At 73.7% G+C, this 15,714-nt stretch carries 8 protein-coding genes; 3 read left to right on the top strand and 5 right to left on the bottom strand.

Translation table 11 applies throughout. The features are described from left to right. The first annotated feature begins 427 nt into the window (after positions 1–427). Positions 428–1,177, top strand: a complete 750-nt coding sequence (gene lexA, locus D7294_RS26160) for a transcriptional repressor LexA (RefSeq protein WP_120684022.1) — start codon at positions 428–430, stop codon at positions 1,175–1,177. Positions 1,178–1,242: 65 nt separating this feature from the next. Here the strand turns inward: lexA and D7294_RS26155 are convergent, their stop codons facing one another. The 3 genes from D7294_RS26155 to D7294_RS26145 all read right to left on the bottom strand — a co-directional run bounded on the left by D7294_RS26155 (position 1,243) and on the right by D7294_RS26145 (position 6,284). Then, a complete protein-coding gene (locus D7294_RS26155) occupies positions 1,243–3,243 on the bottom strand; it encodes an ATP-dependent DNA helicase (protein WP_120684020.1) in 2,001 nt (666 codons plus the stop codon). A gap of 201 nt (positions 3,244–3,444) precedes the next feature. After that, positions 3,445–4,221 (bottom strand): GNAT family N-acetyltransferase, encoded by a 777-nt coding sequence (locus tag D7294_RS26150; RefSeq protein WP_120684018.1) that lies wholly within the window; start codon positions 4,219–4,221, stop codon positions 3,445–3,447. 59 nt (positions 4,222–4,280) lie between these two features. After that, on the bottom strand, positions 4,281–6,284 hold the full coding sequence (locus D7294_RS26145) for an IucA/IucC family protein (RefSeq protein WP_120684017.1): 2,004 nt from the start codon (positions 6,282–6,284) through the stop codon (positions 4,281–4,283). Between the two features lie 287 nt (positions 6,285–6,571). Between D7294_RS26145 and D7294_RS26140 the strand changes: the two genes are divergently transcribed. Then, positions 6,572–7,798, top strand: a complete 1,227-nt coding sequence (locus D7294_RS26140; protein ID WP_120684015.1) for a trypsin-like serine peptidase — start codon at positions 6,572–6,574, stop codon at positions 7,796–7,798. 214 nt (positions 7,799–8,012) lie between these two features. On the opposite strand, the gene panD is transcribed toward D7294_RS26140, so the two are convergent. Together panD and D7294_RS26130 are read right to left on the bottom strand one after the other, a co-directional pair. Continuing rightward, complete coding sequence (panD, locus tag D7294_RS26135; RefSeq protein WP_120684013.1) at positions 8,013–8,435, bottom strand: aspartate 1-decarboxylase; 423 nt, start codon at positions 8,433–8,435, stop codon at positions 8,013–8,015. An 81-nt stretch (positions 8,436–8,516) separates the two neighbouring features. Then, positions 8,517–9,356, bottom strand: coding sequence for an AfsR/SARP family transcriptional regulator (locus tag D7294_RS26130; protein WP_120684011.1), 840 nt, complete (start codon positions 9,354–9,356; stop codon positions 8,517–8,519). A gap of 723 nt (positions 9,357–10,079) precedes the next feature. Between D7294_RS26130 and D7294_RS26125 the strand changes: the two genes are divergently transcribed. Beyond that, positions 10,080–15,714, top strand: a 5,635-nt coding sequence (locus D7294_RS26125; RefSeq protein ID WP_120684178.1) for a type I polyketide synthase, incomplete at its 3' end; no start/stop codon positions are given.

Here is a 15,714-nt window from a genome sequence, read left to right as displayed (position 1 = left end):
ACCGGCGGGCCACGCACAACGGACCTCCGGAGCGCTCCCCAGCATAGGCGATTCCCTCGCCGAGGACGAGCCGGGACCACAATTTGTGGGAAGTCGTGTCGCACCGACCCACTAGATCTAGGGGTGACCGGGGGTAAGCTGCGGGAATGCCGACGGTAGCCGGGAGGGTCCCCGACGCCGCGGAGTGCCGCGGACGCGAGGGCCGGGCGGCGGAGCGGGACGGACCGCCGGGGCGGCGCCCGCCGACGCTATCGCACCGCGGGTAACCGCGCGCGGCCACCCCTCCACGAGAGGCGGGACACATACACCGAGATCGCCGGTCACGTTGGCTGATCAGCGATTTTTCACTCGAACGTGTGTTTGGCGCAACCTTTCGATAGCAACTACCGTTGTCTGACTAGGGAGTACCACCTGGGAAGGGGCCGACATGACCACCGCAGCAGACGACGCCGTCACCGCCGCCGAGCGCCGCCAGGAACGGATGGCCGCGCCAGGAGCGACGCCAGGCCGCTCGATGCCCGGCCGCCCCCCCGGGATCAGGGCCGACAGCTCGGGGCTCACCGACCGCCAGCGCCGCGTCATCGAGGTCATCCGCGACTCCGTGCAGCGCCGCGGCTACCCTCCGTCGATGCGCGAGATCGGCCAGGCGGTGGGGCTCTCCAGCACCTCCTCGGTCGCGCACCAGCTGATGGCCCTGGAGCGCAAGGGATTCCTGCGCCGGGACCCGCACCGGCCGCGCGCCTACGAGGTCCGGGGGGCCGAGACGCCGACGCCCCAGGCCGCGGACACCGCGGGCAAGCCCGCCGCCTCCTACGTCCCGCTCGTCGGCCGGATCGCCGCCGGTGGCCCGATCCTCGCCGAGGAGTCGGTGGAGGACGTCTTCCCGCTGCCGCGGCAGCTGGTCGGCGACGGCGAGCTGTTCGTGCTGAAGGTCGTCGGCGACTCGATGATCGAGGCCGCCATCTGCGACGGGGACTGGGTCACCGTCCGCCGCCAGCCCGTGGCGGAGAACGGCGACATCGTCGCGGCCATGCTCGACGGCGAGGCGACGGTGAAGCGCTTCCGGCGCGAGGACGGCCAGGTCTGGCTGCTCCCGCACAACTCGGCCTACCGCCCGATCCCCGGCGACGAGGCGACGATCCTCGGCAAGGTCGTCGCCGTGATGCGCCGGGTCTGAGCCGGCCGGGCCGCGGGGCGCTCGCCGGCCCGGCCGTGGCGTCCCGCCGTTCCTCCGCACGCTTCTCACGACGCGGCGGCCTCCCGCGCTGCCGCGTCGATCGCCGCGAGGGAGCGGCGGACCTGGTTCCGATCGGTCGTGTACCAGAAGTCGGGCATCGAGGCGCGCAGGAAGCTCCCGTACCTGGCCTTGGCCAGCCGGGGGTCGAGCACCGCCACGACTCCGCGGTCCCCCGTGGCCCGCACCAGGCGCCCGGCGCCCTGGGCCATCAGCAGCGCGGCGTGCGTCGCGGCGACCGCCATGAAGCCGTTGCCCCCCGCCTCCTCGACCGCCTTCTGCCTGGCGCTGGTGAGCGGGTCGTCGGGGCGCGGGAAGGGGATGCGGTCCATCACGACCAACTGGCAGCTGGAGCCTGGCACATCCACGCCCTGCCACAGGGAGAGGGTGCCGAACAGGCAGGTCTCGGCGTCCTCGGCGAAGGCGCGGATCAGCTCGCCGAGCGTCTCCTCGCCCTGGAGGAGGATCGGCAGGTCGAGGCGCCCGCGCAGTTCCTCGGCCGCGGCCTGCGCGCCGCGCATCGAGGAGAACAGCCCCAGCGTTCGGCCTCCGGCCGCCTCCACGAGCTCCGCCAGCTCGTCGAGCATGTCGGCGCGGCTGCCCTCGCGGCCGGGCGGGGAGAGGTGCTGGGCGACGTAGAGGATGCCCTGCTTGCGGTAGTCGAAGGGGGAGCCGACGTCGAGGCCGCGCCAGGGCGGCGAGTCCTCCCCGTGCGTGCCTTCGGGGGCCAGGCCGAGGGAGGCTCCGACGCCGTTGAAGTCGCCGCCGAGCTTCAGCGTGGCGGAGGTGAGGACGACCGAGCGGTCGGTGAAGAGCTTCTCCCGCAGCAGCCCGGCCACCGTGAGGGGGGCGACGCGCAGCGAGGCGCCGTACCGGTCGTGCCGCTCGAACCAGACGACGTCGTACTCGGAGCCCTGGACGATCCGCTCCGCCACTTCCTGCACGGTCTCCACCGAGGCCAGCGCCTGCTTGCGCACCGCGTCCTCGTCGGCCACCGAGGCGTCCCGGGTGTTTCCGAGCGCGGTGATGGCGGCGCGGGCGGCGTCCCGCAGGGCGGCCAGCGCGTACCCCAGGTCTTCGGGGATCTTGGTCAGCTGCCCGGGCAGGGCGAGCTCCATGAGGCGTTCGAAGGACTCGGAGGCGGTCTGGAGCTGGTCGGCGATCTTCTCGTCGACCAGCTTGGCGGCGCGGCGGACGGCCCGGTTCACGGAGGCGGGGCTGAGCTCGCCCGTGGCCACGCCGGTGACCCGGGAGACCAGTTCGTGGGCCTCGTCGATGACGAGGACCTCGTGGCCTGGCAGCACGGGGGCGCCTTCGATGGCGTCGATGGCGAGCAGGGCGTGGTTGGTGACGATGACCTCGGCGAGCTTGGCGCGTTCCCGCGCGGCCTCGGCGAAGCACTCGGCGCCGTAGGCGCACTTGGAGGCGCCGAGGCATTCCCTGGAGGACACGGACACCTGGGCCCAGGCGCGGTCCGAGACGCCCGGGCTCAGGTCGTCCCGGTCGCCCGTCTCGGTCTCGTCCGCCCAGTCGCGCAGCCGCAGCAGGTCCTTGCCGAGGCGGCTGCTCGGCCCTGAGGGCTGGGCGGCGATCGCCTCGAACGGGTCGAAGAGGCCGTCTTCCTCTTCCTGGGGCACGCCCTCGTGCAGGCGGTGCAGGCACAGGTAGTTGGACCTGCCCTTGAGGGTGGCGAACTCGGGGGTGCGGCGCAGCAGGGGGTGGAGCGCCTTCACGGTGCGCGGCAGGTCCCGCTCGACGAGCTGCCGCTGGAGGGCGAGCGTCGCGGTGGCGACGACGACGCGGTCGCCGCCGGCGAGGGCCGGGACCAGGTATCCCAGGGACTTGCCGGTGCCGGTGCCCGCCTGGATCAGCACGTGGGTGCCGTCCTCGATGGCCCGGGCGACGGCCTCGGCCATGGCGACCTGTCCGGGCCGTTCGCTGCCGCCCACGGCGGTGACGGCGGCATGCAGGAGATCGGTGAGGGTGGGCTCCCCCGAGGTGGCAGTCATAGGGCTGACACCTTACGCGGCGCCACTGACAGCGGGCGATGTTCCCGGCCAGTCCACGGGCCGGGTGGCAGCGGCGGAGGCCGGCGGGGCGAGGGGCCGGGAAGGGGCCTTCAGGGGCGGGGCCCGTGGGGCGCGGGCGGCCTGATCTCCGCCCGTACGAGTGACCGGGGCCCGAGGGGAGAGCGCGGGCGGGGGCCGGAGTCAGCGTTCCCTGAGGAGGAGGGCGGCGCGTTTGTGGGGCAGGTCGGCCTGGCCCGCGTGGCGGAAGCCCGCGGCGCGGAAGGCGGCGACGGAGGCGTGGTTGCGGATGTCGGGTTCGGCGACGACGCGTTCGCAGCGTGGGCGGTGGCGCAGCACGAGCGCGGTGACGCCGCGCAGCAGGGCGCTGCCCAGGCCGCGGCCGCGATCCTCGGCGCTGCCGATGAGGAGGTGCAGGCCGGTGTCGTGGAGGCGGGAGGGGTAGTAGCGGGCGAGGGGATCGAGGTCGGCGCGGTAGATCTCCCAGTAGCTCATCGGGAGGCCGTCGAGGAGGCCGAGGCAGGGGATGCTGCGTCCGTCGCCTTCGAGTTGGGCCCGCAGGTGGGCGGCGGTGCGGGAGGCGGGGCCCGCGAGGTTCCAGAAGGCGTCGACGACCGGGTCGTTCATCCAGGTCGCGACGAGCGAGAGGTCGCGTTCCGGCCGGACGGGCACCAGCTGGAACACCCCGGCCTGGGTGGGCAGGGGGCCCCAGTCGGCGAGGCGGTCGAGCAGGTCGCCGCTGTCCGCCGGGAGGGGGCAGGGGGCGCCGTACCCGGCGGGGGCGGCGTACCCGGCGGGGGCGCCGGCGAGGCCGGGGAAAGGGGACAGGTCGGCGGTGTCTTCGAGGTCCGCCGGGTTCCCCGGGTTCCGGGGGTCTCCGGGGTGCCCGGCGGGTTCGGGGGACCGGGTGCCTGGCGTGCCCCGGGCGCCGGGGTCGTCCGCGGTCTCGGCGGCCTGCACGTCTTCCGTTTCCTTCCGGTGGGGTTCCGTTGCGCTGCCCTGCCCGTCCCCGGACGGGCTCAGCGGGCCAGGGGGTTGGGGATGGTGACGTAGACGGACTGGCCGTCGACGGGGCCGACGAGTTCGTCCAGGCCGTGGAGCCGGGTCAGCAGGTTGGCCTTGCAGCGCAGGGTGGGCGCGTGGAGGAGGCGGGGGACGAGGGAGGACACCGGGCCGCCGTCCGCGGCCGCGGCCTGGCCGGTGAGGAAGCGGCGGAGGGTGGCGAGCAGCTTCTCCTCCTCCGTGAGACGTGCCGCGCCGAACGCGCCGATGAGGCCGAGGACGTTGTTGAGGCCGAGGTAGTAGGCGAAGCGTTCGTCCGCGACCTCGTCGGAGACGAAGGTGTCCGAGCGTTCGCCGATTCCGGGCAGCCGCCGTTGCAGGGCCGCGCGGTGGGAGGCGCGGAAGTAGTAGCCCTGGTTGTCGCGGAAGCGGCCGCCGCTGGGCCAGCCTTCGGGGTCGAGGAGGACCACGGTGTTCTGCTGGTGGGCCTCCAGGGCGATGCCGGCGTGCGCGTCGAGCCAGAGGAAGGGGGCGACGACGGCGTGCAGGTAGCGCCACAGCCACTGGGCGGCGACGGCCGAGGTGGGCTGCCCGGTGCGGGCGGCGAGCGCGGTGACCAGTTCGGCGAGGCGGGGGGTGAGGCGCTGGGCGGGGCGTCCTGGCCAGGGCCTGGGGGCGGTGAGGGCGGCGAGGCAGGCGGCGTCCTCGCGCGGGCCGAAGGGGCTTTCCCGCAGCAGGGTGTCCAGGCCGGGGACGGGGCGGCCCTCGGTGTCGTCGACGGCGAGCCAGGCCGGGTCGCGCAGGATGTCGCAGCCGGGGCTGCCGGGGAAGGCGGCGCGCCAGGCGGCGCCGAGTCCCGCGGACAGCAGGCGGTGCACCTCGACGCCGCGGTGGAGTTCCTTGCGGAGGTTTTCCCGGCGGGAGTTGGTGACGCGCAGGCCGAGGGAGAGCTTCAGCATGGCGGGGGCGCCCGGCTGGTGCACGGTGCGCAGCGAGGAGGTGGGGTGCCAGGGCTTGCCGTGCTCGCCCAGGTCGTGGAGCAGCCCCGCCTCCAGGAGGCCGGAGACGGTGGGGCGGTGCCGCAGGTCGCGGGCCTGCCAGGGGTGGAGGGGCAGCGGGACGGTGCCGGCGGGCAGCGGCAGGTCCGCGCCGGCGAGGCGGGCGGTGAGTTCCCAGGCGGGCACGGGGGCGCCGTGCGCATCCCGCCAGGCGGAGTCGGTCGCGAGGATCGACCGGTCGACCGCGAACCAGTGCAGCCGGAAGGTGCCGCGCAGTTCGGGCGAGCAGCGCCTGGCGTCCTCTCCGGCGAGGCCCTCGCGGCTCTTGGGCGTGGGGTGCAGGGGGTGGCCCAGGAGCAGGGACTGTTCGGCGTCGAGGAAGGCGTGGCCGTGGGGGGCGGGGCCCGGGTCGGCGCGGCGGTGGGCGAGGAAGGCGGCGGTGCGGCGGGCGGAGTCGGCGACCCGGCCGGCGAGGTCGGTGGCCTCGGCGGTGACGCGGCGGCCCGCACCGACGGTGTGGGCGGCCTCGCGGACCAGCAGGGCGGCCAGGGTGACGGCGTCGACGGGGGCGCGGTCGCCAGGGCGCTGCCCTGGGCCGTCGACGAGGGGCAGGCCGAAGCGGTGCCACCCGGTGGCCGACCAGTGGTGGACGGGGATCAGCAGGGCGGTGCCCGTGGCGGGCAGCGGCAGGCGGAGGATGCCGTCGGCGGGGCGCGTCACGCCGGTCTCGCGCACCCAGCAGCGCAGCAGGTTTTCCGCGGTGGCGGCGTCGGCGGCGGCGACGGCGTCGGGGGCCTCGATCGGGTCGGCCACCGCGGTGCCGGGGTGCTCCGCCGGGCCGGCCGCCGCGGCAGGGGGGTCCTCGGGCGGGGCGGCGGGGGGCGGCACGGGCTCGCCGTGCCTGGACTGCCGGGGCACCAGGGCGGGCCCGGCCGGTTGCTCCTTCGGGCCGCGGTGGGGGTGGTGCTGGGGGCCGGTGAGGTGCCGGAGTGCGCGGCCCGAATCCGCCTGGCGTGCGTTCATCACTTCCCTGTGGGTTCCTGTCCGTTGCCCGCGGGTTCCCGGTGCGCCGGGCGAGGGCGTTGTTCCGTGCTTGGTAACGACGCCGCGCTGCATGGATCACGGCCTGTGTCAAGATCGTTGGCGCGCTCTTCGCCGGGGCGGCAGGAACCGCGGACCCCGCTGCCGCCGTCCAGTTGGTCACCGGCATAGTGGGGACGAGCTCCCCCTACGGCGGAGTGCAGGACGTACGACACGAAATCGGCATGATGACCAGCAGCACAACGCACCGAACGAGGGGGAGTTCACCCATGTCATCGATACGCGGGTGGCGCAGACGCCGCCGTGTCGGCCTGGCGGCGACGGCGCTCGCCGCCTGTCTCGCACTCACGGCCACCGCCTGCAACGGCGATGAGGACACGGGTGCCGAGGGCGGGCAGGACCAGACCCCCGCGGGGGACGGCGAGGGCACGGGTCTGGACCCGGATCTGCAGGACCTGATCGACAATCTGCCCTTCGACTTCGACCTCGACGAGTGGCGCAACGGCGGCTGGGACGACTGGGACTCCGACCACTGGCTGCGCGACATCGGGGAGTTCGTCAACCCGATCATCGAGGGCCTGTGGGACCCGGACCGGATGGGGGAGGCCGAGGACCCCGACCAGTCGATCGACGACGGCGACATCGACGAGGACCCCTCGCCGCCGCAGAGCGACGACCCGATGGACGACCGCGGCGTGACCGACCCGGAGCCCGCGCCCATCGAGGCGCAGCCGGTGCCGACGCCGTACACGGAGAACAACCCGGCGGTCGGCAAGGTGTTCTTCGACAGCCCCGAGGGGCCGATGGTCTGCTCGGGCACGGTGGTGGCGGACCCGAACCACCCCGGCGAGTCGAACCTGGTGGCGACCGCGGGGCACTGCGTGCACGCGGGTGTCGGCGGCGGCTGGTACCGGAACATCATCTTCGTTCCGGCCTACAACCCCCAGGGGCTGAGCGCCCTGGAGGTCGAGCAGGCCGCCGTGGAGGACGTCGCCCCCTTCGGTTCCTTCTGGGCCGACTACGTGTCGACGACGCAGTACTGGCTGGACAACGGGACCACGACGGGCGGGGACGGGGCGCACGGCGACTTCGCGGTGCTGTCGGTGACCCCGGCTCCCGACGGCAGGTCCCTGGAGGAGACGGTCGGCAGCGCGGTGCCGGTCGACTTCGACGCCCCCGCGGTCTCCGGGCTCGGCGAGGTGACCCTCTACGGCTTCCCGGCGGCCGACCCCTACGACGGGGCGCTGATGTACGGCTGCACGGGCACGCCCGCGCGGCTTTCGATCGACGCGAGCATGCCGGTGCTGTACTGGGTCGGCTGCACGATGACCGGCGGCTCCTCCGGCGGGCCGTGGCTGCGGACCGGGGAGGACGGGCAGACGGAGCTGATCTCGGTGAACTCGATCGGCCCGCTGGAGAGTACGTGGCTGGCCGGGCCGCGGCTGGACGACGAGGCCGAGCAGGTGCTCCAGCACGTGAGCGAGCAGGCCGGCTGACCGGCCTGGCGCGGGGGGTGTGAACGCGCGAAGGGCCCGGCGTCCGGGTGGTACGGACGCCGGGCCCTTCGCCGTGGGCCGGCGCGTGCCGGGCGGCTTCGCCGGCCGGTGGTGTGGGCGGATGGGTGGGCGCTTGCCGCCCGGTGCCACGAGGGCCGGTGCGGCAGGCCGTTGCGGTGGGCCGGGCGCCTGGTGGGGGCGCGCGGCGGGCGGCTCAGCCGCCGGCGGCGGCGAGCGGGCTGCGCGTGGTGCCGCTGCCGGGCGCCGGCTCGGAGGGGTCGTTGCCGAGGGCGAGGATGCGGTTGGCCGCGTCGACGTGCACGACGGTGGGCCGCAGACTGCGGGCCTCGGCGTCCTCGACCTGGGCGTAGCTGATGAGTATGACGAGGTCGCCCGGCTTGACCAGGTGGGCGGCGGCGCCGTTGATCCCGATGACGCCGGAGCCGCGCTCGCCCTCGATGACGTAGGTCTCCAGGCGGCTTCCGTTGTCGATGTCCACGATGTGGACGAGCTCGCCGGGCAGCAGGTCGGCGGCGTCCATGAGATCGGCGTCCACGGTGACCGAGCCCACGTAGTGGAGATCGGCCTCGGTCACCGTGGCACGGTGGATCTTGGACTTGAACATGGTGCGCAACACGATTCGTGTTCTCCCTGGTGAGAGGGGTCACGTTCGCCCTGGGGCGATACGCGCCGTCGGCACCATGCTAACGCTCGCGTCTCAGGCGCCCAGGGCGGCGACCGGGTCGAGACGGGGCGCGGGGCGGGGCGTGAGGTGCGCGGGCGCGACCTCCCCGGGGCGGGAATCCAGCCGCGGGTCGGCGAGCAGGATGGCCCGCTGCAGATCGCGCAGCGGCTTCCCCGGCTCCAGGCCCAGCTCGTCGCGCAGCACGCGGCGGGCGCCGTCGTACACGCGCAGGGCCTCGGCCTGCCGCTCGGAGCGGTAGAGCGTGAGCATCAGCTGGCGGTAGAAGACCTCGCTGAGCGGATAGTCGTTGATCAGCGCCTGGAGCTGCCCCACCAGCTCCCGGTGCCGGCCCATCGCCAGCTGGGCATCGATCAGCATCTCGTAGCACTGGACGCGGGCGTCTTCGAGGTAGGCGACGAACGCGCCGATCATCGCGCCGCCGGAGACCCCGACGAGCGCCGGGCCGCGCCACATGGCGAGGGCGGCCTTCAGCGAGGCGCAGGCCGCTTCGAGGCGCCCGCTCTCCAGGTGGGCACGCCCCTGCCGCACCCAGGTCTCGAACTCCCTGACGTCGAGCTCGTCGCCGGGCCCCAGGCGCAGCATGTAGCCGGGGGGCCGGGTCACGATGGGGCTCTCGTTGCCGGGTTCTGCGGCGAGCGCCTTCCGCAGCTGCGACACGTACACATGCATGGCGGCCGAGGCCCGCTTCGGGGCGGAGCCTCCCCAGATCTCGTCTTTGAGACGGCTGCTGGCCACGACTTGGTCGGATCGGATCAGCAGCGCCGCGAGGAGTGTCTCCACCTTGCGCGCTCCCACGTAGGTGGTGCCCTTGTCACTGGTGACCCGCAAAAGCCCCAGCATGTTGTATCTCATCAGTCTTCCCCCTTTGTCCGAATTACCGGCCATGACGACTGAACGTGAGGCCACTGTAGTAACCGGTTGCCGGGGAACCGGGGTCGCGAGCCGCCCTCGGGGCGCCGCCCGCCGCCGCCGCGAACAGGGCTGGGGTCACTAGGGGTTGACATGCGGCGGGGCCCGCCTCGGCGAGAGTGCGCCAGCGGCCCGGGATATGCCCGGCGAAAAGGGAACCGGGCGGGCCATCGCCGAACCACCGCCCGGAAGTAACCACAGAGTAACCCGCGGGGACGCCCCCGCGTTCCCCGCCGGCACCCTCCTCGGACGACGCCGCCGCGTCTTCCCGGTACGCAACGGAAACACCATGTGCGCCGCGCCGACACCGGCCTTTAACCGCCGATATCGGCGGACGTGCCGCCGGGCCGCCGGCCGCGGTGTTAGGTACGCCACACCCCTAGCTCGATCCGCCGCTTGCCCCTATCGGCCGGGCTCCCCGGGGGCGGCCGCGGCCGGGGCGGGGGGCCAAGGGCGACTTTAGACACCGGGTAGGTGAGCGTAAGACGCCCCTCGGATGCTGAGCCGCGAGCGCAGGAGAAGTGCGCTTCCCACCAGGTGTGACGACGCACCATCCCATGCTCTTGATTTCTTTCCCACACGAGGGGCGGGTACGGCGTGACCACGAGCAGGCCCGAGGCGGCAACGGCACTTTCGACGCATCACGAGCCCATCGCGATCGTGGGCATGTCCTGCCGGCTCCCCCAAGCCGAAAGTCCCGCCGCCTTTTGGGAACTGCTGCGCGGCGGCCGCAGCGGCATCACGCCGGTGCCGCCGGACCGCTGGAATGCCGAAGAGCTTTTCGACGCCGACGTGTCGGCACCCGGCAAGGCGAACACGCGACGCGGCGGGTTCCTGGACGACGTCGCCGGATTCGACTCCGATTTCTTCGGCATTTCCCCCCGGGAAGCCGCGATGATGGACCCGCAACAGCGCCTCGTGCTGGAACTCGGCTGGGAGGCGCTGGAGGACGCGGGAATCATTCCCGCGGAATTGGCGGGAACGCGCGCAGGCGTCTTCGTCGGGGCCATCTGGGACGACTACGCGATTCGCCTCTACCGGCAGGGCCTTTCGGCCATCACCCGCCACACCGTGACCGGCCTGCACCGCAGCATCATCGCCAACCGCCTTTCGTACACCCTGGGGCTGCACGGACCGAGCCTGACGGTGGACGCCGCGCAGTCCTCCTCGCTGGTCTCGGTGCACCTGGCGGTGGAGAGCCTGCGGCGCGGCGAGTGCGACCTCGCGCTGGCGGGCGGCGTCAACCTGTCCCTGACGCCGGAGAGCACCGTCGGCTCGGCGAAGTTCGGCGGCCTGTCCCCGGACGGCCTGTGCCGCACGTTCGACGCCGCGGCCAACGGCTATGTGCGGGGCGAGGGTGGCGGCCTGGTGGCCCTGAAGCCGCTGTCGCGGGCGGTGGCGGACGGCGACCGGGTCTACTGCGTCGTCCAGGGCAGCGCGGTCAACAACGACGGCGCCACCAGCGGCCTGACGGTGCCCAGCCCGCGGGCGCAGGCGGAGGTGATCCGCCGGGCGCACGAGCGGGCCGGGACCAGGCCGGCCGACGTGCAGTACGTGGAACTGCACGGAACGGGGACCCGGGTGGGGGACCCCGTCGAGGCGAGGGCCCTGGGCGCGGCCCTCGGCGCCGGCCGCCCCGCGGACCGGCCGCTGGTGGTCGGCTCGGCGAAGACGAACGTCGGCCACCTGGAGGGCGCGGCCGGCATCGTGGGCCTGCTGAAGACGGCGCTGAGCATCTGGCACCGGGAGCTGCCGCCGAGCCTCAACTTCGAGACGCCGAACCCGGAGATCGACTTCGCGGGGCTGCGGCTGCGGGTGCAGGAGACCCTGGGCACCTGGCCGAGCCCGGAGCTGCCGCTGGTCGCGGGCACCAGTTCCTTCGGGATGGGCGGCACCAACTGCCACGTGGTGCTGCGGGAGTGGACGGCCGTCCGGCCCTCGGACGCGGAGCCGGCCGGCGAGCCCGAGGTGGTCACGGACGGCACGCTGCCCTGGCTGCTGTCCGGCGCCTCCGAGGCGGCGCTGCGGGCCCAGGCGGCGCGGCTGCTCGGCCACCTGGAGCGCCATCCCCGGCTCACGCCCGCCGCGGTCGGCTACGCGCTCGCCGCCACCAGGACGGCCTTCGCCCACCGGGCGGTCGTCCTCGGCCGCGACCGGGAGGAGTTCGAGGCGGCGCTCGCCGCGCTGGCCGAGGGGGAGCCGACACCCCAGGTCGTCGAGTGCACGGCCGCGCGCGAGCCGGGCCGCACGGTGTTCGTCTTCCCGGGGCAGGGCTCCCAGTGGGTGCGCATGGGCGTGGAACTCATGGACAGCTCCCCGGTGTTCGCGCGGGCGCTCACCGAATGCGCCGAGGCGCTGGCGCCGTTCACCGATTGGAACCTTCTCGACGTGCTGCGCGAGGCCGAGGGCGCGCCCGGGTTCGACCGGGTGGATGTGGTGCAGCCCGCGCTGTTCGCGCTGATGGTGTCCCTGGCCCGGTTGTGGGAATCCCTCGGCGTCACCCCCGACGCGGTCGTCGGGCACTCCCAGGGGGAGATCGCCGCCGCCCACATCGCGGGGGCTCTCACGCTGGAGGACGCCGCCCGGATCGTGACCCTGCGCTCCCAGGCCCTGTCCGCCATCACCGGACGCGGCGGGATGACCTCACTGCCCCTCCCCAAGGAGCAGGCGGCGGAACTGATCGCGCGGTGGGAGGGCCGTATTGCGATCGCCGCGGTGAACGGGCCGCAGTCGACGGTGGTCGCGGGGGATGCCGACGCGCTGGACGAGATGTTCGCCCACTGCGAGGCACACGACATCCGCGCCCGCCGCATACCGGTGGACTACGCCTCCCACACCCACCACGTGGAAACCATCCGCGCACACCTGCTCGAACTCCTCGCCCCGGTGCGCCCCCGCCGCGCAAGCATCGCCTTCTACTCCACGGTCACCGGCCGGCCCCTCCCGCCCGATGCCCTCCTGGATGCCGCCTACTGGTACGACAACCTCCGCACCACCGTCGAGTTCGAGACCACCACCCGCCGCCTCCTGGAGGACGGACACACCCTCTTCATCGAAACCAGCCCCCACCCCGTCCTCACCCACGGCCTCATCGACACCATCGACGCGCAGGGCGAGGCAGGCCGCCGTACCGGGGTGGTGACGGGCACGCTGCGGCGGGACGAGGGCGGCTGGCACCGTGTCCTGACCTCCCTGGCCGTCGCCCACGCCCACGCCTGCCTCGACTGGCGGCGCTTCTACGCCCGGACCGGCGCCGTCGACCTGCCGACGTACGCCTTCCAGCGGACGCGCCACTGGATCGACGCCCCCGAGCCGGTGCCGGGCGCCGCCGCCACGGAGCCCACCCTCCCGGCCCCCCGTGCGGAGGCGCCGGGCGCCGGCGCGGAAGGCACCGGCGCGCCCACCCTGGTCGCCCGCCTGCGGAACGCCCCCGCGAGCCAGCGGGAACAGCTCCTGATCGATCGCATCCGGTCCGAAGTAGCCGTCATCACCGGCCACATGACGAGCAGCACGATCGATCCCGATCGCTCGTTCAAGGACTTCGGCTTCGACTCGTTCGCCTCGGTGGAGTTGCGCAACCGCCTCGGCAACGCCACCGGCCTGCGCCTGCCGACGACTCTGCTCTTCAACCACCCCACCCCCGCGGCGGTGGCCGGCTACCTGCTCGCCGCACTCCTCGGCACCGAGGGCGACCCGGCGGCCGGCCGGCCCTCCGCGACCAGGGCGGCGACCGCGGACGAGCCCATCGCGATCGTCGGCATGGGCTGCCGCTACCCGGGCGACGTCGACAGCCCGGAAAGCCTGTGGCGCCTGGTGAGCGAGGGCGTGGACGCCATCTCGGAGTTCCCCGGGGACCGCGGCTGGAACCTGGAGGCTCTCTACCATCCGGACCCGGACCAGCCGGGCACCTCGTACGTCACCAGGGGCGGTTTCCTCTCCGGCGCCGCCGACTTCGACCCGGCCTTCTTCGGGATCAACCCACGCGAGGCCACGGCGATGGACCCCCAGCAGCGGCTCCTGCTTGAGGTCTCCTGGGAGGCCATCGAGCGGGCCGGCATCGACCCGGCCACGCTGCACGGCAGCCAGACCGGCGTCTTCGTCGGCGCCATGACCCAGGACTACGGGCCGCAACTCCACCAGGGCGCGGGCGGCTTCGACGGCTACCTCCTGACCGGCAGCACGGCCAGCGTCGCCTCGGGCCGGGTCTCCTACGCGCTCGGCCTCCAGGGCCCCGCGGTCACGGTGGACACGGCCTGCTCCTCCTCCCTGGTGGCGCTGCACCTGGCCGCCCAGGCGCTGCGGGGCGGCGAGTGCGAACTCGCCCTGGCCGGCGGGGTGGCGGTCATGGCGAGCCCCGGCATGTTCGTCGAGTTCAGCAGGCAGCGCGGCCTGGCGGCCGACGGCCGGGTGAAGGCCTTCGCCGGGGCGGCCGACGGCACGGCCTGGGCCGAGGGCGTCGGCGTGCTGCTCCTGGAGCGGCTGTCGGACGCGCGCCGCAACGGGCACCGGGTGCTGGCGGTGGTGCGCGGCTCCGCGGTGAACCAGGACGGCGCGAGCAACGGGCTGACCGCCCCCAACGGCCCCTCCCAGGAACGCGTCATCGCCCAGGCCCTCGCCCAGGCGGACCTCCCGGCACACGAGGTGACCGCGGTGGAGGCGCACGGCACCGGCACGACGCTCGGCGACCCCATCGAGGCGCAGGCGCTTCTCGCCACGTACGGCAAGGACCGGCCCGGGGACCGGCCCCTGTGGCTGGGCTCCCTCAAGTCGAACATCGGCCACTCGCAGGCCGCCGCGGGCGTCGGCGGCGTCATCAAGATGGTCATGGCGCTGCGCCACGGGGTGCTGCCGAAGACCCTGCACGTGGACGAGCCGACCCCGCACGTGGACTGGTCCTCGGGCGCGGTGGAGCTGCTGACCGAGGCCAGGCCGTGGCCCGAGACGGACCACCCCCGCCGCGCCGGGGTCTCCTCCTTCGGCGTCAGCGGCACCAACGCCCACGTCATCATCGAGGAGGCCCCGGCCACCGAGCGGCCGGGCACCGACGAGCCGGGCACCGATGCGCCGGTCGTCGATGCACCGGTCACCGATGCGCTGCGGGACGGGGAACCCGCGGGGGCGCCCGGCGGGGGGCCGGTCGTGGGGACGGATGGGACGTTGCCGTGGCTGCTGTCGGCGAAGTCCGAGGCCGCGCTGCGCGCCCAGGCACGGCGGCTGCTGCAACACCTCGACCGCACCCCAGAGCCCGACCCCGCCGCCATCGGCTACTCCCTGGCCACCACCCGCACCACCTTCGACCAGCGCGCCGTCCTCCTCGGCCGCAACCTCGCCGACTTCCGCAGCGCATTGACCGCCCTCGCCGACGACCAGGAAGCCCCCCACCTCCTCACCGGCACCGCCACCACCCAACCAGGGAGGACAGTGTTCGTCTTCCCGGGGCAAGGCTCGCAGTGGGTCCGCATGGGCGTCGAACTCATGGACAGCTCCCCCGTGTTCGCGCGGGCGCTGCACGAGTGCGCCGAGGCACTTGCCCCGTTCACCGACTGGAACCTCCTCGACGTCCTGCACGAGGCCGAGGGCGCGCCCGGCTTCGACCGGGTGGACGTGGTCCAGCCCGCACTGTTCGCGTTGATGGTCTCCCTGGCGAGGTTGTGGGAGTCCCTTGGCGTCAGGCCCGATGCGGTGGTGGGCCACTCGCAGGGGGAGATCGCCGCAGCCCACATCGCGGGGGCTCTCACGCTGGAGGACGCGGCCCGGATCGTGGCTTTGCGCTCCCAGGCGCTCTCGGCCATCACCGGACGCGGCGGAATGACCTCACTCCCCCTCCCCAAGGACCAAGCACTTGAGCTGATCCAGCGCTGGGAAGGCCGCATCGCCATCGCCACCGTCAACGGGCCCCACTCCACCGTGGTCGCCGGAGACGCCGACGCACTGGACGAGATGTTCACCCACTGCGAGGCCCACGACATCCGCGCCCGCCGCATACCGGTGGACTACGCCTCCCACACCCACCACGTCGAAACCCTCAAGGACCAACTCCTCGACATCCTCGCCCCCGTCCAGCCGCAGACCCCCCGCGTCGCCTTCTACTCCACCGTCACCGGCCGGCTCCTCGCGCCGGATGCCCTCCTGGACGCCGCGTACTGGTACGACAACCTCCGCACCACCGTCGAATTCGAGACCACCACCCGCCGCCTCCTGGAGGACGGACACACCCTCTTCATCGAAACCAGCCCCCACCCCGTCCTCACCCACAGCATCCAGGACACCGCCGAAACCCACGGCCACGCCCACACCACCC

The organism is Streptomyces hoynatensis (genome assembly GCF_003626535.1).
GTDB lineage: Bacteria > Actinomycetota > Actinomycetes > Streptomycetales > Streptomycetaceae > Streptomyces > Streptomyces hoynatensis.
The sequence above is the reverse complement of the archived record's forward strand: the minus strand, read 5'-3'. Positions and strand labels throughout refer to the sequence as shown.